Source organism: Paractinoplanes deccanensis, assembly GCF_016862115.1.
GTDB lineage: Bacteria > Actinomycetota > Actinomycetes > Mycobacteriales > Micromonosporaceae > Actinoplanes > Actinoplanes deccanensis.
Genome location: NZ_BOMI01000084.1, coordinates 74,940 through 97,108 on the forward strand (window position 1 = coordinate 74,940; position 22,169 = coordinate 97,108).

The 22,169-nt window shown below is 72.2% G+C and carries 26 protein-coding genes; 12 read left to right on the forward strand and 14 right to left on the reverse strand.

What is annotated here, in order from left to right; genetic code table 11:
* Positions 1-131 precede the first annotated feature (131 nt).
* Positions 132-341, forward strand: coding sequence for a hypothetical protein (locus Ade02nite_RS22275; protein ID WP_203766806.1), 210 nt, complete (start codon positions 132-134; stop codon positions 339-341).
* 1 nt (position 342) lies between these two features.
* On the opposite strand, the gene Ade02nite_RS22280 is transcribed toward Ade02nite_RS22275, so the two are convergent.
* Positions 343-711, reverse strand: coding sequence for a hypothetical protein (locus tag Ade02nite_RS22280; RefSeq protein ID WP_203766807.1), 369 nt, complete (start codon positions 709-711; stop codon positions 343-345).
* 84 nt (positions 712-795) lie between these two features.
* Between Ade02nite_RS22280 and Ade02nite_RS22285 the strand changes: the two genes are divergently transcribed.
* Positions 796-1,152 (forward strand): DUF6401 family natural product biosynthesis protein, encoded by a 357-nt coding sequence (locus Ade02nite_RS22285; RefSeq protein ID WP_203766808.1) that lies wholly within the window; start codon positions 796-798, stop codon positions 1,150-1,152.
* 238 nt (positions 1,153-1,390) lie between these two features.
* Here the strand turns inward: Ade02nite_RS22285 and Ade02nite_RS22290 are convergent, their stop codons facing one another.
* Positions 1,391-2,326, reverse strand: coding sequence for an NAD(P)-dependent oxidoreductase (locus Ade02nite_RS22290; RefSeq protein WP_203766810.1), 936 nt, complete (start codon positions 2,324-2,326; stop codon positions 1,391-1,393).
* A 33-nt stretch (positions 2,327-2,359) separates the two neighbouring features.
* Positions 2,360-3,289: a helix-turn-helix transcriptional regulator gene (locus tag Ade02nite_RS22295; RefSeq protein WP_239168961.1), complete on the reverse strand. Its 930-nt coding sequence runs from the start codon at positions 3,287-3,289 to the stop codon at positions 2,360-2,362.
* Between the two features lie 92 nt (positions 3,290-3,381).
* On the opposite strand from Ade02nite_RS22295, the gene Ade02nite_RS22300 reads away from it, so the two are divergent.
* Positions 3,382-3,768 (forward strand): VOC family protein, encoded by a 387-nt coding sequence (locus Ade02nite_RS22300; RefSeq protein WP_203766814.1) that lies wholly within the window; start codon positions 3,382-3,384, stop codon positions 3,766-3,768.
* Between the two features lie 3 nt (positions 3,769-3,771).
* Here the strand turns inward: Ade02nite_RS22300 and Ade02nite_RS22305 are convergent, their stop codons facing one another.
* Together Ade02nite_RS22305 and Ade02nite_RS22310 are read right to left on the reverse strand one after the other, a co-directional pair.
* Positions 3,772-4,716 (reverse strand): pirin family protein, encoded by a 945-nt coding sequence (locus Ade02nite_RS22305; protein ID WP_203766816.1) that lies wholly within the window; start codon positions 4,714-4,716, stop codon positions 3,772-3,774.
* A 1-nt stretch (position 4,717) separates the two neighbouring features.
* Entirely contained in the window at positions 4,718-5,158 is a 441-nt protein-coding gene (locus Ade02nite_RS22310) for a MarR family winged helix-turn-helix transcriptional regulator (RefSeq protein ID WP_203766818.1), read from the reverse strand.
* Positions 5,159-5,269: 111 nt separating this feature from the next.
* Between Ade02nite_RS22310 and Ade02nite_RS22315 the strand changes: the two genes are divergently transcribed.
* Positions 5,270-5,746: a GNAT family N-acetyltransferase gene (locus tag Ade02nite_RS22315; protein ID WP_203766820.1), complete on the forward strand. Its 477-nt coding sequence runs from the start codon at positions 5,270-5,272 to the stop codon at positions 5,744-5,746.
* Positions 5,747-5,779: 33 nt separating this feature from the next.
* Positions 5,780-6,187: a hypothetical protein gene (locus tag Ade02nite_RS22320; RefSeq protein ID WP_203766822.1), complete on the forward strand. Its 408-nt coding sequence runs from the start codon at positions 5,780-5,782 to the stop codon at positions 6,185-6,187.
* Here the strand turns inward: Ade02nite_RS22320 and Ade02nite_RS22325 are convergent.
* The 5 genes from Ade02nite_RS22325 to Ade02nite_RS22345 all read right to left on the reverse strand — a co-directional run bounded on the left by Ade02nite_RS22325 (position 6,184) and on the right by Ade02nite_RS22345 (position 10,415).
* Positions 6,184-6,789: a Clp protease N-terminal domain-containing protein gene (locus Ade02nite_RS22325; RefSeq protein WP_203766824.1), complete on the reverse strand. Its 606-nt coding sequence runs from the start codon at positions 6,787-6,789 to the stop codon at positions 6,184-6,186. The two genes, Ade02nite_RS22320 and Ade02nite_RS22325, sit on opposite strands and share 4 nt — an antisense overlap.
* A gap of 1 nt (position 6,790) precedes the next feature.
* Positions 6,791-7,027, reverse strand: coding sequence for a helix-turn-helix domain-containing protein (locus tag Ade02nite_RS22330; RefSeq protein WP_203766826.1), 237 nt, complete (start codon positions 7,025-7,027; stop codon positions 6,791-6,793).
* A 104-nt stretch (positions 7,028-7,131) separates the two neighbouring features.
* Complete coding sequence (locus tag Ade02nite_RS22335; RefSeq protein WP_203766828.1) at positions 7,132-7,320, reverse strand: DUF3072 domain-containing protein; 189 nt, start codon at positions 7,318-7,320, stop codon at positions 7,132-7,134.
* Between the two features lie 29 nt (positions 7,321-7,349).
* Complete coding sequence (locus Ade02nite_RS22340; protein ID WP_203766830.1) at positions 7,350-8,120, reverse strand: VOC family protein; 771 nt, start codon at positions 8,118-8,120, stop codon at positions 7,350-7,352.
* Between the two features lie 147 nt (positions 8,121-8,267).
* Positions 8,268-10,415 (reverse strand): ATP-binding SpoIIE family protein phosphatase, encoded by a 2,148-nt coding sequence (locus Ade02nite_RS22345; protein WP_203766832.1) that lies wholly within the window; start codon positions 10,413-10,415, stop codon positions 8,268-8,270.
* Between Ade02nite_RS22345 and Ade02nite_RS22350 the strand changes: the two genes are divergently transcribed.
* Both Ade02nite_RS22350 and Ade02nite_RS22355 read left to right on the forward strand, forming a co-directional pair.
* Complete coding sequence (locus Ade02nite_RS22350; protein WP_203766834.1) at positions 10,414-12,762, forward strand: cellulose binding domain-containing protein; 2,349 nt, start codon at positions 10,414-10,416, stop codon at positions 12,760-12,762. The genes Ade02nite_RS22345 and Ade02nite_RS22350 overlap by 2 nt on opposite strands.
* Positions 12,763-12,838: 76 nt before the next feature.
* Positions 12,839-13,879: a mechanosensitive ion channel family protein gene (locus Ade02nite_RS22355; RefSeq protein WP_239168962.1), complete on the forward strand. Its 1,041-nt coding sequence runs from the start codon at positions 12,839-12,841 to the stop codon at positions 13,877-13,879.
* Positions 13,880-14,022: 143 nt separating this feature from the next.
* Here Ade02nite_RS22355 and Ade02nite_RS22360 read toward each other — a convergent pair whose 3' ends face one another.
* The 3 genes from Ade02nite_RS22360 to Ade02nite_RS22370 form a co-directional block, all read right to left on the reverse strand.
* On the reverse strand, positions 14,023-14,175 hold the full coding sequence (locus Ade02nite_RS22360; protein ID WP_203766836.1) for a hypothetical protein: 153 nt from the start codon (positions 14,173-14,175) through the stop codon (positions 14,023-14,025).
* A gap of 24 nt (positions 14,176-14,199) precedes the next feature.
* On the reverse strand, positions 14,200-14,415 hold the full coding sequence (locus Ade02nite_RS22365) for a hypothetical protein (protein WP_203766838.1): 216 nt from the start codon (positions 14,413-14,415) through the stop codon (positions 14,200-14,202).
* Between the two features lie 179 nt (positions 14,416-14,594).
* Positions 14,595-15,527: a LysR family transcriptional regulator gene (locus tag Ade02nite_RS22370; protein WP_203766840.1), complete on the reverse strand. Its 933-nt coding sequence runs from the start codon at positions 15,525-15,527 to the stop codon at positions 14,595-14,597.
* 123 nt (positions 15,528-15,650) lie between these two features.
* Between Ade02nite_RS22370 and Ade02nite_RS22375 the strand changes: the two genes are divergently transcribed.
* From Ade02nite_RS22375 to Ade02nite_RS22390, 4 genes are all read left to right on the forward strand, one after another.
* The gene (locus tag Ade02nite_RS22375) at positions 15,651-16,925 is read left to right on the forward strand and encodes an MFS transporter (RefSeq protein ID WP_239168963.1); all 1,275 of its coding nucleotides are present in this window, start codon (positions 15,651-15,653) and stop codon (positions 16,923-16,925) included.
* Positions 16,926-17,751: 826 nt separating this feature from the next.
* Positions 17,752-18,564, forward strand: a complete 813-nt coding sequence (locus Ade02nite_RS22380) for an ATP-grasp domain-containing protein (RefSeq protein ID WP_203766842.1) — start codon at positions 17,752-17,754, stop codon at positions 18,562-18,564.
* Entirely contained in the window at positions 18,561-19,178 is a 618-nt protein-coding gene (locus tag Ade02nite_RS22385; RefSeq protein ID WP_203766844.1) for a class I SAM-dependent methyltransferase, read from the forward strand. Before Ade02nite_RS22380 ends, Ade02nite_RS22385 begins: the two co-directional genes overlap by 4 nt.
* Positions 19,175-20,371: an aminopeptidase gene (locus tag Ade02nite_RS22390; RefSeq protein WP_203766846.1), complete on the forward strand. Its 1,197-nt coding sequence runs from the start codon at positions 19,175-19,177 to the stop codon at positions 20,369-20,371. The genes Ade02nite_RS22385 and Ade02nite_RS22390 overlap by 4 nt, the downstream gene beginning before the upstream one ends.
* Position 20,372: 1 nt before the next feature.
* Here the strand turns inward: Ade02nite_RS22390 and Ade02nite_RS50345 are convergent, their stop codons facing one another.
* On the reverse strand, positions 20,373-20,504 hold the full coding sequence (locus Ade02nite_RS50345; protein WP_275409937.1) for a hypothetical protein: 132 nt from the start codon (positions 20,502-20,504) through the stop codon (positions 20,373-20,375).
* A 77-nt stretch (positions 20,505-20,581) separates the two neighbouring features.
* On the opposite strand from Ade02nite_RS50345, the gene Ade02nite_RS22395 reads away from it, so the two are divergent.
* On the forward strand, positions 20,582-22,159 hold the full coding sequence (locus Ade02nite_RS22395; RefSeq protein ID WP_203766847.1) for a phospholipase D family protein: 1,578 nt from the start codon (positions 20,582-20,584) through the stop codon (positions 22,157-22,159).
* The last annotated feature ends 10 nt before the right edge of the window (positions 22,160-22,169 follow it).

Sequence of the window (22,169 nt, forward strand, 5' to 3'; positions counted from 1 at the left end):
GAGCAACGCTGCGACCAGCAGAAATACCGTTGTTGAGCGACGGTGACGCAAGACGCGGGGCACGATCGGACCAACGCAAAATCGGCCGAACGGGTGACGGCGATCCGCCCGATCCGAGCCAGACTGTCCGAATGCGTTCCGCCGGATTCCTCACCGACCGTCAGCGCCAGCTCGCCTGGCTGGGCTTCCTCCTGGCCGCCTTCCAGGCCCCGCTGGCCGCCAAGCTGATCGACGACGCGTCCTGGCTCTTCGCCGTCGTCGTGGCCATGGTCGTGGCCACCGTGATCCTCGCCGACGACGCCCAGCGCCGCCGCCCCGTCACGGCCGAGCCGGCAGAGTGATTCAGCGGCCCTGCCGCTCCTGCTTGAGCCGCGCCTCATAGACGTGGCGCCGCCCGCCCGCCAGCTCGTCCCGCGCCGCCTTCTCCACCGCGCGAAAAGCGTCGTAGTAGCCGTCGTCGTACTCCTCGACGATCTGGAACGTCCAGCGCCCCGGGATGACGTCGCGCCCGATCAGCTCGGTCTCGACCCGGTCGGCCAGCTTGTCGTGCCCCGCCTCGCGCAGCAGGGACACGGCCTCGTCGAGCTTGAAGTCCGCCTCACCGGTCAGCTGGTGCATCGCGTACAGGTGCCCGCGCGCGTGCTCGGTGGTCTCCAGGGCCGCGCTCAGCTTGCCCAGCGCCTCGACGGTCTTGTCGTCCATGGCCAGCATCCTTTCCCCGGGTCTCGCCGTTCAACCAAGCTGCACCCGTCAGGAGAACCGTCGGCTACCTTGGCGTCCTTAACGTTTCTTCTCATGAATGGCCTGTTCTCCGGCGCTGCCGCCCGTGCTGCCCTCCGTTCCGCCCACGCCGCCCTCACCGAGCTGCACGACACCGTCGGCGTCTCCGGCCTCCCGGCCGCCGACGCCAACCCCGGCCTGATGGCCGTCGTCGACCAGCACACCGCCGGCATCCGCGACAGCCTGTCCGCGGACGTCCGCCCTCTCACCGCGGTCCTCCTGGCCGCCTACGCCGAGGGCGTCCGCGACGCCGCCTTCACCCACGGCTGGCGCCCGCCGGTCGGCCACATCGACTGGTCCGAGAGCGACTGGGTCCTCTGCCGCCTGCTGGCGGTGTGCGCCCTCGCCCAGACCCTGCCCGCCGCCAACTGACCCTGAGCTAGAGCAACGCCGTAGATCGACCTTTCATTTTCGAGGGCCGGCACCGGGATCTCCCGGTGCCGGCCCTCCTCATCTCCGCGGTGGGCCACCACCTCAGGAGGGTGCCTCGCCGTGCCGCGCACCAGGCCCGCGCTCACATCGGCCAGCGCGCCGCCCCCGCGTCGAGCTGGTCGCCGCCCGCGTTCCGCACACGCGTCCCGGACAGCGAGGGAGATCTCGGTGCCGGTCGTCAAGTCTCGCCGTCGCGCCGGGCCGCCCGCGGTGCGACCCGGATGGGCGCGTCACTCGCCCGGCCGGCCGGCCCGACGGTGGCGGTCAGGCCCTCGCCGCCCCGGCCCTCCGCGATCAGCGCTTCGATGCGCGCCGCCACGTCGGGCAGCCCGCCGTCGCCGAGGCTGTGGCCTTTCCGCAGGTCGATGAGGTGCCGCACGACTGTCAGGTGCTCGGTGAGGTCGGCGGGTCCCGGCGGGTAGCTGCCCTCCTTCATCTCCGCGACGGTGCCCGGAACGCCGGCGATCACGTGCCCGATCTGGGTGCCGGCCGTGTCGGCGAAATCGTCGACGTCGATGCCGGCCGCCCGGACGGTGTCGAGGGCGCGCAGGAGACCCAGGTGGGCGTCGTACCAGATCCCGAACAGCGCCAGATCCCACAGGGCCGCCGCCTCCGGCGCCTCCCCGACGAAGCGCGGCCGGCTCAGCAACCCGAGCAGGCTCCGGTGCTCCTCGAACGCCTCCCGCGAGCCGCTGTACAGGATCGTCGCGGTGTCGGTGCCGATCATGTCGGGCGACGTCTGGACGCCGGCGTCGAGATATCGTCCCCCGGATGCCGTGACGCGCGAGGCGATCGAGCGCGCCTCGGCCGGGGTTCCGGTGTACAGGCCGACGACGGTGCGGCCGGACAGGTCCATGTCCGGCAGGGTCAAGCATTCCCGCACAGCCGCGTAGTCGGTCAGGGTCACCAGGATGAGGCTGCTGGACGACACGGCCTCCCGCACGGAACCGGCCGGCCGGGCACCGGCGGCGGCCAGGCCGGCCGTCCGGTCCCTCGTGCGGTTCCACACTGTCGGAGCGTGCCCTTCTTCCAGCAGGCGCCGGGCCACCGCTGTCCCGATGGCCCCCGTGCCGATGACCGCGATCCTCGCCGTCGGTGTCGTGACTTCGGACATGACGTCATGGTGAGACCTCAACCGAACTCGAAGTCAAGACTTCCCCGCCGCGGCGGTGCAGCGGCGTCCCAGTTCGGCGAGGGCCGCCCTCAACTCTCCGGGCCCGACGACCTCGAAGTCCGCGTCGAAGCGGGCGACGGCCGCGGCCAGACCGGGCCACGACCACGAGCCCAGCACGAGGCGGCAGCGATCCCCGGCCAGTTCCTCGACCAGGCCGTCGCCGACGAAGGCCGCCACCGAGTGCGCCGGACGATGCACGATCACTTCGCCTCGGCAGGGCCAATCCGCGTCGCCGCCGCGGAAGCGGGACCGGACGAAGGTGGCCGGGTCGCCGCCGGGCAGGTCGCGGGGGGCGAAGCGCGGCCCGGCCGGCGTCCGGGGCGTGATGCGGTCCGCGCGGAAGGTGCGCCAGTCCGCGCGGTCCAGGTCCCAGGCGATCAGGTACCAGCGTCCGCGCCAGGTGATCAGGTGGTGGGGCTCGGCTCGGCGGTAGGTGGCGCCGGGGCCGTAGTCGAAGCGCAGGGTCTCGCGGGCGTGGACGGCGGCGCTCAGGGCCAGGATGACGTCGGGGTCGACGGGGGCCGTGTGCGGTGAGACGTCGTCGACCTGGATCGTGTCGACGCGGTGGCGCAGGCGGGCCGGCATGACCTGGCGGACGGTGGTGAGGGCGCGGGCGGCGGCCTCCGAGAAGGCGGAGGCGGTGCGCAGGGCCACGGCCAGCGCCACGGCCTGCTCGTCGTCGAAGAGCAGGGGCGGCAGGTCCGCTCCGGCGCCGAGGCGGTAGCCGCCGTCGGGGCCCTTGGCGGTGGCGATGGGGTAGCCGAGCTCGCGCAGGCGGTCGACGTCGCGGCGCACCGTGCGCGGGCTGACCCGCAGTCGTTCGGCCAGCAGGGCGCCGGGCCAGTCGCGGCGGGCCTGGAGGAGCGACAGCAGGGACAGCAGGCGCGCGGACGTCTTCGGCATGAATCTCATCGTGCCGGAAGTAGAGGCCACACCCTGTCCTCTACTCCTGCGAGGGTTCTCCCAGCGAAAGCGCAGCGATCAAGGAGAGAGCCATGAGCATCACGACCACCACGCACCTGAACTTCCGCGGCGACGCGCGGGCGGCGCTGGAGTTCTACCAGTCCGTCTTCGGCGGGGACGTCGCCGTCGTCCCGCATCCGGACGGCGCCGGCGTCATGTGGGGGCAGGTGCTGTCCGCCGGCGGGTTCCACGTCATGGCGTACGACGTCCCGGCCGGAACGTCGTACGACCAGGGCGACAAATCCTTCTTCCTGTCCGTGCGCGGCACCGCGCCCGACGAGATCACCGGCTACTGGAAGGGCCTGTCCGAGGGCGCGACGGTCCTCCAGGAGCTGGCCCCGTCCGGGTGGTCACCCCTCTACGGCATGCTCACCGACCGCTTCGGGGTGACCTGGGTGCTCGACGTGACGGCGGGCTGACCGTCAGGTGTGCGGGACGCGGCCCGCGGGGACGACGCCGAGGCGGCCCTTCTGGAAGTCGTCGAAGGCCTGCTTCAGCTCCTCGCGGGTGTTCATCACGAAGGGTCCGTACATGGCGACCGGCTCGCCGATCGGGCGGCCGCCCATGATGAACAGGTCGAGCACGTCGTGCGCGTCGACCCGGACCGCGTCGCCGGTGCCGTGGGTGGCGAGCTGGCCCATCTGGAGGGGGCGCTTGTCGGCGCCCACGGTGCCGCGGCCGGAGAGCGCGTAGACCAGCGCGTTGTGGTCGCGCTTCCAGGGCAGGTCGAGCCGGGCGCCGGGCTGGAGCGTGACGTGCGCCAGCGTGATCGGGGTGTGGGTGGAGCCGGGACCGGCGTGCCCGGCCACCTCGCCCGCGATCACCCGGATCAGGCCGCCGCCGTCGGGCGTGGTGAGCAGCGCCGACTCCTTGCCGCGGATGTCCTGATACTTGGGGGCGATCATCTTGGCGGCACGGGGAAGGTTGACCCACAGCTGGAGCCCGTGGAACAGCCCGCCGCTCACCACCAGGTGCTCCGGCGGCGCCTCGATGTGCAGGATGCCCCGGGCGGCGGTCATCCACTGGGTGTCGCCGTTGGTGATCGTGCCGCCGCCACCGAGCGAGTCCTGGTGGTCCATGATGCCGTCGATCATGTAGGTGACGGTCTCGAAGCCCCGGTGCGGGTGCCACGGCGTGCCCTTCGGCTCGCCGGGCGCGTAGTCGACCTCGCCCATCTGGTCGAGGTGGATGAACGGGTCCAGCTCCTCGAGCGGTACGCCGGCGAAGGCGCGCCGGACGGGGAAGCCCTCGCCCTCGTAGCCCTGCGGGGCGGTGGTGAGCCGGCGGACGGGGCGGACGGCGGCGGTCTGGTCGAGCTGGGGAAGCCGTGGCAGGACGAGAACGTCGTCGACGGTGATGGCGGGCATCTCAGGACTTCCTCACTTTGCTGAACACGCGGGTGATCGCGGCGAGCTCGGCCGGGTCGAGACGGTCGATGAAGCTGTCGCGGACGGTGATGAGGTGCAGCGGGGCGGCGGCCTCCAGGGCCGCCAGTCCCTCGTCGGTGAGCACGGCCTCCTGGCCGCGGCCGTCCTCGGGACAGGGCTGCTTGCGGACCAGGCCGCGTTTGACCATCGAGCTGATCTGGTACGTGATGCGGCTCGGCGAGAAGACGAGCCGCCCGGCCAGCTCGCCCATCCGCAGCCGCCGCTCGGGTGCCTCGGACAGCACCACGAGCACGTGGTAATCGTTCATGCTGAGACCGGTGTCCGCGCGCAGCTGGTCCTCGAGATGGGTGTGAAGGGCCCACGAGCTCTCGATGAAGGTGCGCCAGGCGAGTTGCTCGGCGTCGGTCAGCGGTTGCACCATGGCAAGGACTGTAGCTCCTTCAAATCTTAAATACCAGTCTCTGTCCTGTCGGTCACGCCCCAGGGGAAACCCGGATGAGGCGGTCGCGCGGGACGGTTAACGTAGCGTCCCGTGAGTGCACGCCGAGCCACCCCCGAGGACGCCGCCGAGCTGGTCCGGCTCCGGGCCGTGATGTTGCAAGCCTTTCCGCCCGCGGTTCCCTGGGACGACGACTGGCGCGAGCCGGCCCGCCAGCTGCTGGTCAAGCAGCTGGCCGAGGACGACCCGTACCTCGTCGCCTTCGTCGTCGACCGGCCCGAGGGCGGTCTCGCCGCCTGCGCCGTCGGCACGATCGAGCAGCGGCTCGGCGGCCCCGGCGACCCGAGCGGCCGGGTGGGATACGTGTTCAGCGTCGTCACCGACCCCGACCACCGCCGCCGGGGTCACTCGCGGGCCTGCGTGACCGCCCTGCTCGACTGGTTCCGCGGCCGCGGCATCCAGCGCGTCGACCTGCGCGCCTCCTCCGACGGCGAGCACCTCTACGAGTCGCTGGGCTTCCGCCGCACCCCCGACCCCGCGATGCGCCTGAGGTTCGCTCGCGACCAGTGACCACCGGCCCGACTGCGCTTATCATCCTCGTGCATGGCGTACCGGGTGGAGTACAACGGCGAGGACGTCGACTTCGCCACGCTCGACGCCGCCCTCGACCGCGCCCGCAAGGTGATCGCGGACGACATCGGCCGGCTCGACGGCTGGGCCGTGGAGCACGACGAGGCGGTCAACGACTGGTTCGTCCAGGGCGTCCGCAACGGCCGGCGCATCGGGCCCACGGCCGTGGTCACCGGTCCGCGGGGCGCCCGGTTCTCCGCCGGCGCGCCCACCGTCTACGAGGAGTGGGAGCGCCGGGCGGTCTTCATCGGGCGCACCCCGGCCGAGGCCTTCGCGATGGCCGCCGAGTGGCTCGAGCGGCGCCCCGACATCCAGGCCCTGGGTGACGTCGGCTGGCACCGCACCGCCGACGGCCACCAGCTGCGCATCTATTACCGCTAGGCGGCGTGGCTCCGCAGGGAGCGGACCAGGTCGTCGCGGAAACGGTCGAAGTCGACGCCCCTGTCGGCCAGGATCAGCATGGCCAGCCCCTCGCCCTCGCGGACCAGGCCGAGCGCGATGTGCTCGGGGGCGATGAACTTCTGGTTGAGCCGCAGCGCCTCGCGCAGCGACAGCTCCAGCACCTTTTTGTTGCGCTTGGTGAAGGGGACGTGGCCGGTGCCGGCGTAGAACCGGCCGAACAGGCCGCGCTTCTTCGGCTCGGGATGCGGCAGCCTGAGCGCGCCGGCGCCGAAGTTGCGCTCGATGGCGGCGCGGACGGCGTCGAGGTCGATGCCGATCGCCTTGAGGGCCGCCGCGTCCTCGGCGTCGCGGTCGACGGGCGACAGCGGCGGGGTGCGCTCGACCCGGCGGCGCGCTTCACCCCGTACGAAATCGGCGGTGATGCCCTTGTCTCGCAGCGCCGCCGCGACGGGGCCGTCCGGGTCGGCGACCAGCGCGATCAACACGTGCTCGGTGCCGATGTGGCCGTGCCCGAGGGCGCGGGCCTCCTCTTGCGCGCGGATGACGACGGCGCGTGCCTCGGTGGTGAATCGCTCGAACATGTCAGCCCTCCCGTGAGTCCTGCGCCGGCATCAGACGCGCGTGTTTTTTGTGTACGCCCTGGCGGGTCACCTCGAGCGCGTCGGCGATCTCCTGCCAGGACCAGCCGTTGCGGCGCGCGTTGGCCACCTGGAGGTGCTCGAGGCCCTCGAGCAGGCGGCGCAAGGCCACGACCGCGCGGAGCCCGACCCGGGGATCGGCGCTGCTCGCCGCCGCGGCGAGATCGGTTGCTTCGGTCATGCTGTCAACTTACGTTGACATTCGGCACCTGTCAACCGGGGTTGACGCGAAAGGCACAAAAGAAGGCCGGCCCCGCGGGTGCGGGGCCGGCCTTTCGCGCGATATCAGCGGCCGCGGCCGGTCTTCTCCTGCAGCTCGTCGATCTTTTGGGACGCCTCGGCCTTGGTGAGGCCCTCGGGGACGTCCTCCCGCGCCTCGGTGGCGAGGGTGTGCAGGTACGACTCCTGGGCGCCGGTGGCCGGCTCGTCGCCGGTGGTCCAGTCCGACGGGTCTTTCTCGGCGTTCGTCGTCATGACGTCTCCTCCTTCGAACGCCTGTTCTCTTACCCGCCGTACGTCAGCTCCATGCCGATGATGTCGTTGTAGGCGATGTCGAGCTTGACCTCGCGCTGCACCGGGGAGGTGACCGCGAACGCGGCGCCGAACGGGTCGACGATCTCGGCGGAGCAGCCGAGGCCCATCTCGGCCGGGCCGCTCACCACGCGGCCGCCCAGCCCGGCGACCCGGTCGATCGCGTCCGAGGTGTCGGCGACCTGGAACGACGGCTGCCAGCGGGCGCCGTACCGCCCGGTGATCAGGCCCGCGACCGAGTCGTGCGCCTCGGTGAGCCATTCGCCGCTGCCGAACTCGTGGGTCAGCGTCCAGCCGAAAACCTGCGAGTAGAACGAGGTCGCGGTGGCCACGTCGTCGGTGAGCAGGTCGGACCAGGCCATCGTGCCCGGCTCGCCGCGCACCTGCATGCCCGCGAAGCCGGCCGCCTGCCACAGGCCGAAGACGGCGCCCGCGCCGTCCGCGACGATCGCGCTGCGGGCGCCGTCGCGCTCCTCGGGCCAGGTGAGCGCCCGGCCGTACGCCTGCGTCACCCGCTCGGTGGTGCCCTCGAGATCGGGGGCGGCCAGATAGGTCAGCCAGCCCTCGGGCCGGTCCGACCGGTTCCGGCTCAGGCCGGCGACCGCGCGGCCGTCGAGGGTGAATCGATCGCCGTCGAGCTGCCAGCCGAAGAGCCCGGAGTAGAAGCCGGCGGCCTCGTCCGGGTTCGACGTGGTCAGCTCCACCCAGCAGGGGGTCGACGGCGCAAAGCCTCTGATCCGCATATACCGCTCCAACGTGGACGTCCCCGATTTGCGAATGACTCTACGGCAACGAATACGCGCCGTCACTACCCCGGGGTTCAATGTCCGCTTTGGAATGGCTTTCCGCTACTCCATGTGACCGTACGTACGTCACATGTAACGTGATCGTTAATCTGCTGGCGAGTCGGCGGCCGTGGGAGCGCTCCTGCCCGGCACGAGCATCTCGAACCACACCGTCGAACCGCGCACCGACGGGTCGGTGCCCCACGAATCGCTCAACTCTTCAATCAAACCGAGCCCGCGCCCGCGACTGCTCATCGTGTCGGTGTGCGCCCGGATCACCGTGCCGCGGGTGCCGGTGTCGGCCACCGAGACGAGCAGCCGCTCCGCGTTCAGGTCGATGTGCACCTGCGCCGGCGTGCCCGCGTGCAGCAGGGCATTGGTGGTCAGCTCGCTCGTGCACAGGATCGCCGCGCCGATCACCGGCTCGGGCAGGTGCCACTCGCGCAGGCGGGTCGACATCCATTGCCGTACGCGGGAAGGGCCGGTCGGCTCCGCGGGCACCAGCATCGTCGCGGAACGGCTCATCGCGAGCGCGTGCTCGACCGCCAGCACCGCCACGTCGTCGTCGGTCGCGCCCGGCACCGCTGTCGTCGCCAAGGCACACAAGTTTCGGGGATCGCCGCTCGCGGCGGAGGCGGCGACCGTGACCAGCGCGTCGAGACCGTCGTTCAGGGCACGGCCGCGGCGCTCCACCACGCCGTCGCTGAACATCAGGATCGTGTCGCCGGGCTCGAGCCGCACCTGGCCGGTCTGCCAGCGGCCGCCCAGCCCGAGCGGCGCGCCCGGCGGCACCTTGACCAGCTCGGCCGTGGGCGCCCCGCCCGCCACCCCGGCGCGGCGCAGCACCGGCGGCGGGTGGCCCGCGCTGGCCATCGTGATCGTGCCGTCGGCGGGGTCGAGCACGCCGTACACGACAGTCACGAAGATCTCCTCGTTGCGCGACTCGGCGCCCAGCGACCCGACCAGGCGGTCGAGTCCGGCGAGGACACTCGGCGGCGCGGGATCGGTCAGCGCCATCGCCCGCAGCGCGGCCCGCACCTGGCCCATCACGGCGGCGGCGCGCACGTCGTGGCCCGCGACGTCGCCGAGCACCATGGCGAGGCGGCCGTCGCTCAGGTGGAACGCGTCGTAGAAGTCGCCGCCCGCCGCGTTGCCGTCCACGCCGACGTCGTAGCGGGCCGCTATGCGGAACGTGTCGAGCTCGGGCAGGTGCTCCGGCAGCATGCTGCGCTGAAGCAACTGAGCCGTGCCGTGCTGGGCCTCGAACCGGCGGGCCCGCTCGGCGGCCTGACCGACCAGCTGAGCGGCGGCGTTGAGCAGCGCCCGCTCGGCGGGCAGCCACCGGTGGGCGTGGCGGTAGCCGATGGTCAGCGCGCCGGTCAGCGACGGGGTGCGCAGCGGCAGCGAGGCCAGCGCGCGCACCCGCTGCTCGTGCCGGTCGGTGGCGACGGCCCGCAGCGGCTCGCCGTCGGACACGAAGGACGGCCGGCCGCTGGTCGCCGCGGCCACCAGCGGGGCACGGGGGTCGTTGGGCGCCCTCTTCCACACCGGGGGCAGCCGCTCGTCGGCCTCGTCGAGCATCTCGCCACGGATGCGGCGCACATAGCGGAACGCGCCGCCGTCGTCGACGGCGAAGACACAGTGGTCGACGTCGAACGAGGTGGTCGCGTAGCCCAGCACCACGCGCGCCACGTCGTCGACGGTGAGCGCGCCCGCCAGCTGGGCGGTCAGCTCGCCGAGGCTCTGCAGCCGCCGGGTCACCTGGGTGGTCTCGGCGGCGACGGTGAGCACGCCGGCGATCGCGCCGCGCGTGTCGCGGACCACCGAGTGGCCGCGGGTGAAGAAGGCCTGCTCGGGGCGGCCGCCGGCGCCGCGCACGACGGTCAGCTGGGTCTCGGCCTCGAGATAGGGCCGGCCGGTGCGGTAGACCTCTTCGATCACACCGCCCAGGCCGGGCGCGCGCCACAGCTCACCGAAGACCTCGGCGGCGGGACGGCCCAGCGCGGCGGGATGCAGGGAGCCGATCAGATCCGCGTACGCGTCGTTGTAGATCAGCAGGAACGTCTCGCCGTGGCTGTAGGCCATCGGCATGGGCGAGCCGAGCACGAGCTCGACGGTCGCGGCGACGGCCGGATCCCAGCCCGCACGGCCCCCCAGCGACGTGCCCGCCCAGTCGGCATCGTGCACCAGAGCGGCCGCCGCGGGGACCGCGGGCGTCACCGAAGCACTCACCCCACCCGCACCGCCGACCATGCCCAAAAGCGTATCCCGACTCCGCCATTCGGACGATCCCGCACCGGCCAACCGTCCGATTCTTGACGGTACGACCAGTCCGCACTATCCGGGACCGTCCCACGTCATCCCGTGCGATATCACTGTCGGTAGCCGGTTGTTGCTTACGCGAGCTTCGCTGTCCTTAGATTGCTCACTTATAGTCGCCGCCGTGACCGAGGACCGCCGCCCCCGCCATGGCGCACCGGACTACCGCGCCGACATGCGGCAGATCCCGGGACAGCGCCACCCCGACCAGCCGGCCTACGACCCGGACGGCGCGGACCACGGTCCCGGATACGGCTCGGGCGATCTGGTGGACCCCGCCCTTCTGCCCGCGGACGCGGAGACGACGCGCTTCGAGGCGCCGCGGCCCTCGTTCGATCCGTCGTGGCCACCCCGGCGCGACACCTCGTGGGCGGCGCCGGCGGAGCGTGCGGCGTTCTGGCCCGAGGAACCGGCGGCGCCGGCTGCGTCGTCCACTGATCCCGCGGCGGGGCAGGCGGAGGAGTCCTGGTTCGGTGACGGGCGCTCGCAGCGTCTCGCCGAGGAGGACGTTTCCTCGGGCCAGGGCGGGCGAGGCGCCGATCGGCGGCCTTATGCCGCGGCCCGGGAGGACACGTATCTCCATGGGCAGGACGGCTACGCCGCCGGGCGGGACGGCTACGGCCTGGAGAGCGTCGCCGGCCACGCCTACTCGACGGGCGCCGACGGCTATGCCGGGAGCGACGCCTTCCCGGCCGGTCCCGACAGCTATGCCGGCGGCGATGCTTCTTCGGCCGGCCATGGCGGCTATGCCGGGAGCGATGCCTACCCGGGCGGTCCTGACATCTATGCAGGGCGCGAAGCCTATCCAGGTGGTCCCGACAGCTATGCCGGGAGCGACGCTTACCCGGCCGGTCACGACAGCTATGCCGGGGGCAACGCTTACCCGGCCGGTCACGACAGCTATGCCGGAGACGATGCCTCCCCGGCCGGTCACGACAGCTATGCCGGAGACGATGCCTCCTCGGCCGGCCATGACGGATATACCGAAGATGACGGCTCCGCGGCCGATGTCGGCCGCTATGCCGGCGGCGATGCGCACCTCATCGGCAATAACGGATATGCCGGAAATGACGCCTCCTTGGCTGGTGGTGATGGCTTCGGGGCGGACGCCGGGCCTTCGGATAACGCGGGCGTGTTTGAGCGGGACTGGGCCAGCGACGGCGCAGGCACGTATGAGCAGGACCCGGCCGGCGCCGGCGGCGCGTATAAGCGGGACTCGGCCGGTCACGGCGCGGGCGCGTATGAGCGGGACTGGGCCGGTCGCGGCGCGGGCGCGTTCGAGCGGGACTCGGCCGGTGACGGCGCGGGCGGGTTCGAGCGGGACTCGGCCGGTGACGGCGCGGACGCGTACCGGCACGAGGGGCTTGATCTGGAGCCGGAGACGGGCGCCTATCGGCGGGACGGGGCCGGGATCGGGGACGGCGACCCCTGGGTCGGGCGGGCGGACGCGGCCGGGACCGGGCGGCTCTCCGACGCCGAGACGGCGCTGTTCGCGGGGCCGTGGAGTGATCCGTCGGCCACCGAGACCAACATGATCGACCTGTCGGCTCCGCGGGCCGAGCCGCGCAGTCATCGGGACGGGCGGCGGCGCCGCGCCGGGATCGTCGCGCTCGCGGCGGCCGGGGCCTTCCTGGCCGGGGCCGCCGGATACATCGCGCTGCGGCCGGACTCGTCGTCGTCGCAGCCGACCGCCGGTGGCGTGGTCACCAGCGCGCCCGCGGCGACCACCGACCCGGCCCTGGACGCGCCCGCCGCCGAGCCCACCACGACGGCGCCGTCCGCCTCCGCCTCGCCGGTCAGCAGCAGCCCGTCGCCGACGACCGCCGCGCCGACCACCACCGCGCCCACCACGGAGGCGGCGGCGGCTCCGACCCTCAAGGCCCCGACCGTCCCGGCCACCACCCGGCCGTCCACGACAGCGCCCACGACCGCCGCCCCGACCAGGACCACCGCGCCTGCTGCCACCACCCCGGCCGCCGCCCCGCTGACCGCTGTCTACGGTTTCGACACGAGTGGTGACAGTGGGTACGTGGGCACGGTCACCGTCAACAACCCCGGCTCGACGGCCGTCACCGGCTGGCAGGTTCGCCTCTCGGTGCCCAGCGACGCCGAGATCACCGTCCTCAGTGGCGGCGTCACCGCGTCGACGAGCGGATCGCGGGTCACCTTCGGCGGCGCCGCGATCGCCGCGCGCGACTCGGTGACGTTCACCTTCAGCATGCGCAGCGACGGCGACGACCTCCCGAGCGGCTGCACGATCAACGGAAATCCCTGCTCCTGAGCGTCCTCCGCGCTCCTCGTTCGTTGCGCTCCCGGGGCCGGGTTTGGCCGGCCCGCCACGAGGGCAAGGGGGCGCGATGAGCCGGGGTCTCGAAGACATGTGGCGTTCGGTCCTGCTGTTCGTCCCCACGGCGCTGGCGTTCGCCGCCATCGTCCTGGCCGGATATGTGGTGGCGCGCGTGCTCCGTACGGCCACCGCCAAGATCTTGGCCCGCGCCGGCTTGGACAGGACGCCCGCCCTGCGCCCGCTGCTCGGTGAGAACGTCACGCCCAGCGGCCTCTGCGCCAAGATCGTCTTCTACGCGGTGCTGCTCTTCGCCCTGCAACTGGCCTTCGGCCTGTGGGGCCCCAACCCCGTGAGCGACCTGCTGACGGCGGTGATCGCGTGGCTGCCCCGCGCCTTCGTGGCGATCGTCATCATCGTCGTGGCGGCCGCGATCGCCCGCGCCGCCGCCGACCTGATCGTCAGTGCCTTGGGCGCGCTTCCGTACGCCCGCTTGCTGTCCCGTGCCGTCTCCGTCGTGATCGTCGCGCTGGGCGTCATCGCCGCCCTCGACCAGGTACGCATCGCCACGTCGATCACCCAGCCTTTGCTGATCTTCGTGCTGGCCACCGTCGCCGGCGTCGTGATCGTCGGTGTGGGCGGTGGCCTGATCCGCCCGATGCAGTCCCGCTGGGACCAGTGGCTCGACCGCGCGGGCGCCGAGTCGGCGGTCATCCGCGACCAGGCTCGCGCCTACGCCGCTCAGCGCGAGGCGTCCGCCCCGGATCCCGCGGCCGACGAGACTCAGGTGATCCCGCCGCCGCGTTCCACCGAGGAGACCGTGGCCGTCCCGGTCTCCTCGCCGGCCCCCACTGCCGCCTCCGGCGCTGTCGGCTCCGCGCCCGCCTCGCCCATCGCCTCCGGCGACCCTGGCTCCGCGCCCGCCCCGGCTTCCGACTCCGGCACTGCCGTCACCGACGCGACGCCGACCACGGCCGACACCACTGTGGTCACGCGCGGCCCGAACGACACCATCGTCATCGGCGGCGCCGACGAGACTCAGGTGATCCCGCGAAGCGACCCCGACCAGACCGGGCCCATCCCCACCGACCCCGAGAACCCACCTGCCCGTTGACGCCCTCCCGGCGGGCTCACCCGACCCCCGCACGAGCGCTGCGCCCGGGCCGAGTTCTCATCCCGCCGTCAGCGAGCACGTGACCCTCTGACCACGACGCCGGGCCGCAGGCCAATGCGGACGATGGTCGGCGCCGTCGGGCGTCAAGACGGCGAGCCGGTCGCGCCCCGGCTCTCGTCAGTGGTGCTCGCCTCACCGGGGAGAGGCCATGTCAGCATCTGGGCGATCATCGCCTTGGCCTGCTCCGGTTGGTCTTCTCCGCACATCTCCCGGGCGAGGCGCTCGGCCACCAACATGCGCCCTACCCTGTGCGGCTCGCGTTAGTACAGATTGAGCTGTTGGCCGGCCTGCCGCACCGATTTCGCGAAGGTATTGGCGAGGAAACCGCTGAGGAGAGCGCCCAGACCCGCCAGGCCCGAGACAACGTATCGATCCGTGCCGGTCGACCGGCTCAGCGAAAGCGCGATCCCGGCGAGCCGAGGCGCCTGGCCCCACTTGTTCAAGAACAGCCGCAGCCGCTCGCCCAGCTTCGTCATCGCGATCCTTCCGCCTGGCCGCGCCCTGACCCGTGAGGCCACGATGCTGATTGTGCTGGAGAGAGGCCGGTTCGTGGCTCAGCCGGTGCGGGTTGGAGTGGTCGACGCGTACGCCGATCGGCCGCTCATGGGAAGTACGGCGGTGCGCGGGGATCCGGGGGAGCCGAGCGGACGGGCGGTCATGGTGATGGCCGGAAGCCGGAGGGACGCCACGCCGGCTCGCTGACCGGGGTGATGGTGGCGAAGTAGGCCAGCACCGCGCGCAGGCCGGGGTGCGGGTTCGCGCGATGCAGCAGGTTGAGCGGGTAGACCAGGGCCGGGCCGGCGATCGGGATGCGGCGCAGGTCGTGGCCGGCCGGCCAGAGGTAGCGGTCGCGGGCGCCGACGAGGGTGGCCACGTCGGCGGAGTCGGCGAGGGTGTCGAGGAGGACCTCGTTGCCGAAATTCGGGCCGGTCGCGTCCACGCGCAGGTCGAAGGTGGTGGCCAGCTCGTCGTAGAACTCCGCCCACTCGCTGCGCGCGACGATGCCGGGCACCCAGATGCGGTGCCCGCGCAGCCGGGCGGGGGTCAGCGTCCGGGCGGAGGCCAGCGGATGCCGGGGGCCGACCAGCAGCTCGCACGGGGAGTCGAAGGCGTGCACCATCCGTACGTCCTGGGGCAGCGCGGCCGGATCGGTGACCGTGCGGAACGAGGCGTCGACGTCGCCGGCCTGCACGGCGGCGGCCGCGGCGTGGGGGTCGTCGACGCGCAGGGTGACCACGTCGAGGTCGACGCCGGGGTGGGAGCGCCAATACTCGTGCAGCAGGACGGCCTGGGCGCTGCGCAGGCCGAGCACGTCGATGCGCAGCGCGCGTGAACCCGGCCGGACCGCTGTGACGGCACGGTCGGCGCCGGCGACGATGCTCCGGGCGTGCGGCAAAAACGCCTGGCCGTCGAGGGTCAGATCAACCCCTCGGGCGGTACGGGTGAACAGGCGCACCTCGAGCTCACGCTCCAGGGAGGCGATGCGCTTCGAGACCGCCTGCTGGGTCACACCGAGCTCCTCGGCGGCATGCTGCAACTGCCCGAGCTCGGCGGCCCGCACGAACGACCGCACGGCTTCCGTGTCCATGGGCGCAGCTTACGGGCGTACAACTGATCGTTGTGGCTCGCCGGAAGCCGGTTGTTTGACGCGCAGGCACCGTGCGCGATGAGGTGCTGAGCTCCAAACATCGGTTGTCGCGGGGGAAGACGCGTGTCCAGAATCGGCTGGTTGTGGTCGTCGTACGCCGTCAGCACGTACGGCACGTGGATCGCGTTCGGGGCGTTCCCGCTCCTCGCCGTCCGCGAGCTGGACGCGCCGCCCTTCGCGGTGTCGCTGCTCGACGCGGCCGCGCTCGCCGTCGCGGCCGTCCTGGCCCTGCCGCTCGGACCCTGGGTCGAGCGCCGCGCCAAACGGCCGGTGATGATCGCGACGGACGTGGCGCGGTTCGCCGCGACGGTGAGCATTCCGGTCGCGTACGTCCTCGGTCTGCTCTCCTACGCGCAGCTGCTGGTCGTGTCGATCATCTGCGGTACGGGGAGCATCGCCTTCACGGCGGCCTCGGGCGCCTATCTCAAACACCTCGTCCCGCGCGAGCAACTGCTGGCCGTGAACGGGCGCTTCGAGGGAACGAGCTGGCTGGCGACCGCCGCCGGCCCACCCCTCGGCGGCGCGCTGATCGGGCTGCTCGGCCCGGTCGTCACCGTGCTGGCCGACGCCCTCAGCTACCTGCTGTCCGCGCTGGGCATCTCCCGCATCCGCGGCGACGACGTCACGACACCGGCCACCGGCATGCGCGGCGCCGACCTCGTCGCGGGCTGGCGGTGGATCCTGCACGACCGCTTCCTGCGCGGCCTGTTCCTCAACGCGATGCTGGTCAACGGCCTGATCATGGCGTCGGCGCCGGTGCTGACGGTCCTCCTGCTGGACGACTACCACTTCCCGGCCTGGCAGTACGGGCTCGCGTTCGGCCTCCCGGCCCTCGGCGGCTTCGCCGGCGCCCGCTTCTCCCCCAGGCTCGTCCGCCGCTACGGCCGCCACCGCACCATGGTGGTCTTCGGCTGGCTGCGATCCGTCTTCCCGCTCGGCCTCGCCCTCACCCATCCCGGCGTCAGCGGCCTCCTGACGGTGATCGCCGTCGAGGGCCTGCTGATCACCTGCATGGGCGTCTTCAACCCGATCACCGCAACGGAACGCCTCCAGCGCACACCACGCGACCACGCCGCCCGGGTTCTCAGCGCGTGGAGCATCAGCAGCAAGCTTGCGCAGGCGGTGCTCATGGTGGTGTGGGGCGTGCTGGCCACTGTCACCAGCCCATTGGCAGCGATCACGGTGGCGGGGGTGCTTCTGTTGGCTACGCCGCTCCTGCTGCCGCGAGGAGGGTTGGGGGGAGGGACGGCGGTTGGGGCTGGTGGTGCGGCGCTCGCGACGGCCTTGTCGCGGGGCGCGGGAGGTCGGGGTGAAGGACAGCGTCCGGCGGTCGAGTGACGGCGAGCGCCCCGGCACTCATTCGCGGCACCGACACGCCGTCTCCGCCCACGGGTGCCGCGGCCCGCCCGCGGCCCACCCGCGGCCCACGCACCCACGGCCCACCCACCCGGGGGCCACCACCAAGTTAGGGCCTGTCAAGCGGCGCGGCCGAGTTTTCCACAGCCTCGGGCCGGTGCTGCCGTCGTTGTCCACAGGAGTGCTCGGGTGCCCACCGATCTTCCGCGCGCCCGCTTAGTCTCGATGGAAGATGCCTGCTGCTGGTGGGGTGGCAGTGGCTAAGTGAGGTGGACTTCCAAGTGGTCGACAGTGGAGGGATGAGGGTCGCGGTCATGGCTTGGCTGCGTGCAAGACAGCGGCGGATGGCGCTGACGGCGACCGTGGTCCAACGGTTGCCTCCCGGCGAGGAGGCGCGGTAAGGCCGAGGGTCGGGTGATGCCAAGGTCCCGGTGATGTCGAGGGTCACGGCGATGTCGAGGGCGGGGTGGTGCGAGGGCCGGGGTGGAGTCGGGGCGGAGGGTGGAGTCGAGGCGGACGGTGGAGTCGAGGCCCAGGGCGAAGTCGAGGCGGACGGCAAAGTCGAGACCCAGGGCGAAGTCGAGGCGGACGGCGGAGTCGAGACCCAGGGCGAAGTCGAGGCCGACGGTGGAGTCGAGACCCAGGGCGAAGTCGAGGGCCAAGGTGGAGTGGAGCCAAGCTGATGTCTAGAGCCAAGGTGACGCCGAGGAAAAGTGACGCCGAGAGCCCAGGTGACGCCGAGGGTTGAATTGAAACCGACGGTGACGTGAGGTGAGGCCGGCGGGCGCGGCCGTGGTACTAAGGCCCCATGATGCTGGTGGTGCCCCGCGACGTGCTCCGGCCGCGGCGGGTGGATGAGCACTTCGCCGAGGAGGCTGCTGCCGCTCGGGCCGCTGGGCATGAGGTGGTGCTTGTCGACCATGATGCGCTCGCGGGTGGGCGGGAAGTGCAGCTCAGCCCGGGGGACGGGCCGGCTGTCTACCGGGGGTGGATGCTCAGCAGCGGCGCCTACGTGGGGCTGGCGCGGGCGGCCGGGCTGCGGACCAGCGCCGCTGATTATCGGCGTGGGCATGAGCTGCCGGGGTGGTACGGAGGGCTTGCCGGCTTCACGCCCGAGTCGGTGTGGACCGTCGGCGACGATCTGGGGGACTTCGACGAGGCTCGGGCCGCGCTGGGGAGCGGGGCCGCGGTGGTGCGGGACTACACGAAGTCGATGAAGCACTACTGGCACGAGGCCGCGTACATCCCGGAGCTGGGCGATGCCGAGGCGGCGATGGCGGTGGCTCGGCGGTTTCGGGAGTTGCGGGCGGACGACTTCGCCGGTGGGTTCGTGGTGCGGCGGTTCGAGGAGTTCACGGGGGCCGAGGCGCGGACGTGGTGGGTGGACGGGGTGTGCCGGCTGGTCACGGCGCACCCGGACACGGCGGGAGCGCTGCCGCCGGAGATTGACGTGACGTTTCTCAGCGCGGCCGTGGCGGGGCTGGGGCTGCCGTTCGTGACCGTGGACCTGGCGAAGCGTGCCGACGGGCGGTGGCGGGTGGTGGAGCTCGGCGACGGTCAGGTCAGTGACCGGCCGGTGTCGGCGCCGGCCGCGGAGTTCATCGAGGCGATCACGCCATGACGGAGCGGCAGCGCCGGGTGTGGGATCGGTCCGCGCCGCGGTACGACCGGCAGATCGCGTTGCTGGAGCGGACCTGGTTCGCCGGTGGGCGGGAATGGCTCGGGTCGCGGGCGCGGGGGCGTGTGCTGGAGGTTGCCGTGGGCACGGGGCTTCAGCTGCCCTACTACCGGGACGACGTCACGGTGACCGGTGTGGACCTGAGCCCGGAGATGCTCGCCGTCGCTCGCGGCCGGGCGGGGGAAGGGGTCACGTTGCGGGAGGGTGATGCCGAAAGGCTGCCCTTCGGCGACGAGGAGTTCGACACGGTGGTGTGCGCGCTCGGGCTGTGCACGATCCCCGACCCGGTCGCGGCGATCGGTGAGATGCGGCGGGTGCTCGTGCCGGGTGGCCGGCTGCTGCTGCTGGATCACGTGGTCAGCACGTGGCCGCCGGTCCGCGCGTGCCAGTGGCTGCTGGAGCGCCTGACCGTCCCGATGGCCGGGGAGCATTTCACGCGGCGGCAGCTTCCCCTCGTACGGCAAGCGGGGTTTGATCTGGAGGAGGCCGAACGGCTCAAGGCGGGAACCGTGGAGCGCGTCGCGGCGAGAAAAGCTGTTCTAGGCTCTGGCCCATGAGCTTGATCGAGCGGTTCGCGGATCTGGTGGTCCGGGTGGGTGTCAACGTGCAGCCGGGCCAGGGAGTGGTGATCAAGAGCGACACGGCGCACCTGGAGATCGCTCGGGCGGTGACCGAGGCGGCGTACCGCGTGGGCGCGGGCTGGGTCGAGACCGACTGGGACGACGGGCCGATGCGGCGCGCGGCGGTCGACCATCAGACGCTGGAGCGGCTCACGGCGAGCCGGCCGTGGGCGCTGGAGCGCATCGGCTGGTGGCGCGAGCAGGGCGTCGCGTCGATCCGGCTGCTCGGCGACGCGGACCCGCATCTGCTCGACGGGGCCGACCCGGCGAAGGCCGCCGCGCATCCGCTGGGGGAGATGCAGGCGATGCGGCGGGCGCTCTTCGACGGCATGCGCTGGACGGCCGTCGGCGCGCCGAACCCGGGATGGGCGCGGCAGATCTTCGGCGAGCCCGACCTCGACCGGCTGTGGGAGGCCGTCGGCACGGCGATGCGGCTCGACTCGGACGATCCGGTGGCGGCGTGGCGGGAACGGTCGGCCACGCTGAGCGAGCGGGCGCGGCGACTCGACGAGCTGGAGCTGACCGAGATCCGGTACGAGGGCGAGGGCACCGATCTGACCGTGGGGCTGCTGCCGGGCACCCGGTGGACGGGCGGCGGGATGGTGGACGCGGCCGGCGTGCCGTACATGCCGAACATTCCCACCGAGGAGGTCTTCACCAGCCCGGACAACAGGCGCGCGGACGGGGTGATCCGGCTGACGAAGCCGCTGGTGCTCGCCGGTCAGCTGGTCACCGGGCTGCGGGTGACCTTCGCCGGCGGACGGGTCACCGAGGTCACCGCCGACTCCGGCGCCGACGTGGTGCGGGCGCAGCTCGACTCCGACCCGGGCGCGCGGTCCCTGGGCGAGGTGTCGCTGGTCGACCGGGAGAGCCGGATCGCCCGGGCCGGCATCGTCTTCCACAACACGCTCTTCGACGAGAACGCCGGCTGCCATGTCGCGTGGGGGCAGAGCTTCCCGTTCGCCGTCGAGGGCGGCCCGGCGCTGACCGAGCAGCAGCGGGCCGACCTGGGGCTGAACATGTCCGGCGTGCACACCGACGTGGTGATCGGCGGCGACGGCATCACCGTCACGGGACGCGGGCCGAAGGGTGTGGTGGAGATCATCCGTCAGGACGAGTGGGTCTTGTAGGTCAGCCCATGAACAGCATGGCGCCGACGCCGAGCAGTACGATCAGCAGGACCGCGATGAGCAGGCCCTTCTCCGCCGCGGCGGCGGTCGTGTCGGTGGTGGCGGCGGCGGTGGTCAGCGGCTCACTGCTCATGGGGTGGTCCCTCCGGGAAGTAGGGGGCCGGGCCGGTCGACGTGCGCCTGCCCGTGAGGGGGCTTAGGTTGAAGGGCGTGCCTCTGCCTGACTGGTTCCTCAGTACGCAGGAGCGTGGTAACCCGGACTCCTCCATACCCACCTGGTGCGCCGGAAACGCGGCTGAACCGCTAATTCACGGTAAAGCCTATTTTGACCGTCTGGTAACGGAGGTCGAAAGCCTCCGCGAGGGTGACTACCTGTTCTTCACGGACTGGCGTGGTGACCCGGACGAGCGGATGCGTGACGACGGCCCGACGATCGCCGAGCTCTTCAGCGCGGCGGCCAAGCGCGGTGTGGTGGTCAAGGGGTTGCTGTGGCGCTCCCACCTGGACAAGCTCGCGTACAGCGAGGAGGAGAACCGCAACCTCGGCGAGGAGATCGAAGCCGCGGGCGGCGAGGTGCTGCTCGACCAGCGGGTGCGCCGCGGCGGCTCGCACCACCAGAAGCTGGTGATCCTGCGGCATCCCGGCGAGCCGGAGAAGGACATCGCCTTCGCGGGCGGCATCGATCTCTGCCACAGCCGGCGCGACGACGAGACGCACCGGGGCGATCCGCAGCCGGTGACGATGGCCAAGGCGTACGGGCCGCACCCGCCCTGGCACGACGTGCAGCTCGCGCTGCGCGGGCCGGTCGTCGGCGCCCTGGACCTGACGTTCCGCGAACGGTGGAACGATCCGACGCCGCTCGACCAGCACGGTCCGATCTCGACGGTCACCGACAAGCTCAAGCACGCCGACCTGCGCGCCGACCGCCTGCCGCCGCAGCCGCCCGACCCGCCCGCGTGCGGGCCGCTCAACATCCAGGTGCTGCGGACCTATCCGGCGATGCGCCCGCCGTACGACTTCGCGCCGCGCGGCGAGCAGACGGTGGCCCGCGGCTACACCAAGGCGATCAAGCGGGCCCGGCGGCTGATCTACCTGGAGGACCAGTACCTGTGGTCGGCCGAGGTGGCCCAGCTGTTCGCCGACGCGCTGAAGGCCCACCCGGACCTGCACCTCATCGCCGTCGTCCCGCGGCATCCCGACGTGGACGGCCGGCTCCAGCTGCCGCCCAACCAGGTCGGCCGCGAGCAGGCGATCGAGCTCTGCCGGATGGCCGCGCCCGACCGCGTGCACGTCTTCGACCTGGAGAACGCCGAGGGCACGCCGATCTACGTGCACGCCAAGGTGTGCGTGATCGACGACGTCTGGTGCAGCGTGGGCAGCGACAACTTCAACCGGCGCTCCTGGACCCACGACAGCGAGCTCTCCAACGGCATCCTCGACGACACGCCCGACGAGCGCGAGCCGCGCGACCCGGCCGGGCTGGGCGACGGGGCGCGCCGCTTCCCGCGCGATCTCCGGCTCGCGCTGACGCGCGAACATCTCGGCCGGGACTCCGACGAGGGACTTCTCGATCCGGTCTCGGTGGTACGGGAGATGACGGCCGCCGCCGACCGCCTGAAGAAGTGGCACGACGACGGGCGGCAGGGCCCCCGGCCGCCGGGGCAGCTCATGCCGCACTCGACGCAACGCCTGCCCTGGTATCAGCGCATGTGGGCGGTGCCCGCCTATCGGCTCATGTACGACCCGGACGGCCGGCCGTGGAGCGACCGCCGGCAGGGCAGGTGGTGAGCCGGCCGGG

Bases quoted from the DNA above. Each gene is read 5' to 3' on its own strand.
- Ade02nite_RS22290 (WP_203766810.1), bottom strand. From the start codon at position 2,326: ATGTCCGAAGTCACGACACCGACGGCGAGGATCGCGGTCATCGGCACG.
- Ade02nite_RS22280 (WP_203766807.1), bottom strand. From the start codon at position 711: ATGCTGGCCATGGACGACAAGACCGTCGAGGCGCTGGGCAAGCTGAGC.
- Ade02nite_RS22275 (WP_203766806.1), top strand. From the start codon at position 132: ATGCGTTCCGCCGGATTCCTCACCGACCGTCAGCGCCAGCTCGCCTGG.
- Ade02nite_RS22365 (WP_203766838.1), bottom strand. From the start codon at position 14,415: ATGACGAAGCTGGGCGAGCGGCTGCGGCTGTTCTTGAACAAGTGGGGC.
- Ade02nite_RS22320 (WP_203766822.1), top strand. From the start codon at position 5,780: ATGGCGTACCGGGTGGAGTACAACGGCGAGGACGTCGACTTCGCCACG.
- Ade02nite_RS22370 (WP_203766840.1), bottom strand. From the start codon at position 15,527: ATGGACACGGAAGCCGTGCGGTCGTTCGTGCGGGCCGCCGAGCTCGGG.
- Ade02nite_RS22335 (WP_203766828.1), bottom strand. From the start codon at position 7,320: ATGACGACGAACGCCGAGAAAGACCCGTCGGACTGGACCACCGGCGAC.
- Ade02nite_RS22285 (WP_203766808.1), top strand. From the start codon at position 796: ATGAATGGCCTGTTCTCCGGCGCTGCCGCCCGTGCTGCCCTCCGTTCC.
- Ade02nite_RS22380 (WP_203766842.1), top strand. From the start codon at position 17,752: ATGATGCTGGTGGTGCCCCGCGACGTGCTCCGGCCGCGGCGGGTGGAT.
- Ade02nite_RS22385 (WP_203766844.1), top strand. From the start codon at position 18,561: ATGACGGAGCGGCAGCGCCGGGTGTGGGATCGGTCCGCGCCGCGGTAC.
- Ade02nite_RS22325 (WP_203766824.1), bottom strand. From the start codon at position 6,789: ATGTTCGAGCGATTCACCACCGAGGCACGCGCCGTCGTCATCCGCGCG.
- Ade02nite_RS22350 (WP_203766834.1), top strand. From the start codon at position 10,414: ATGCCCAAAAGCGTATCCCGACTCCGCCATTCGGACGATCCCGCACCG.
- Ade02nite_RS22355 (WP_239168962.1), top strand. From the start codon at position 12,839: ATGAGCCGGGGTCTCGAAGACATGTGGCGTTCGGTCCTGCTGTTCGTC.
- Ade02nite_RS22305 (WP_203766816.1), bottom strand. From the start codon at position 4,716: ATGCCCGCCATCACCGTCGACGACGTTCTCGTCCTGCCACGGCTTCCC.
- Ade02nite_RS22300 (WP_203766814.1), top strand. From the start codon at position 3,382: ATGAGCATCACGACCACCACGCACCTGAACTTCCGCGGCGACGCGCGG.
- Ade02nite_RS22345 (WP_203766832.1), bottom strand. From the start codon at position 10,415: ATGGTCGGCGGTGCGGGTGGGGTGAGTGCTTCGGTGACGCCCGCGGTC.
- Ade02nite_RS22360 (WP_203766836.1), bottom strand. From the start codon at position 14,175: ATGTTGGTGGCCGAGCGCCTCGCCCGGGAGATGTGCGGAGAAGACCAA.
- Ade02nite_RS22330 (WP_203766826.1), bottom strand. From the start codon at position 7,027: ATGACCGAAGCAACCGATCTCGCCGCGGCGGCGAGCAGCGCCGATCCC.
- Ade02nite_RS22390 (WP_203766846.1), top strand. From the start codon at position 19,175: ATGAGCTTGATCGAGCGGTTCGCGGATCTGGTGGTCCGGGTGGGTGTC.
- Ade02nite_RS22310 (WP_203766818.1), bottom strand. From the start codon at position 5,158: ATGGTGCAACCGCTGACCGACGCCGAGCAACTCGCCTGGCGCACCTTC.
- Ade02nite_RS22340 (WP_203766830.1), bottom strand. From the start codon at position 8,120: ATGCGGATCAGAGGCTTTGCGCCGTCGACCCCCTGCTGGGTGGAGCTG.
- Ade02nite_RS50345 (WP_275409937.1), bottom strand. From the start codon at position 20,504: ATGAGCAGTGAGCCGCTGACCACCGCCGCCGCCACCACCGACACGACC.
- Ade02nite_RS22295 (WP_239168961.1), bottom strand. From the start codon at position 3,289: ATGCCGAAGACGTCCGCGCGCCTGCTGTCCCTGCTGTCGCTCCTCCAG.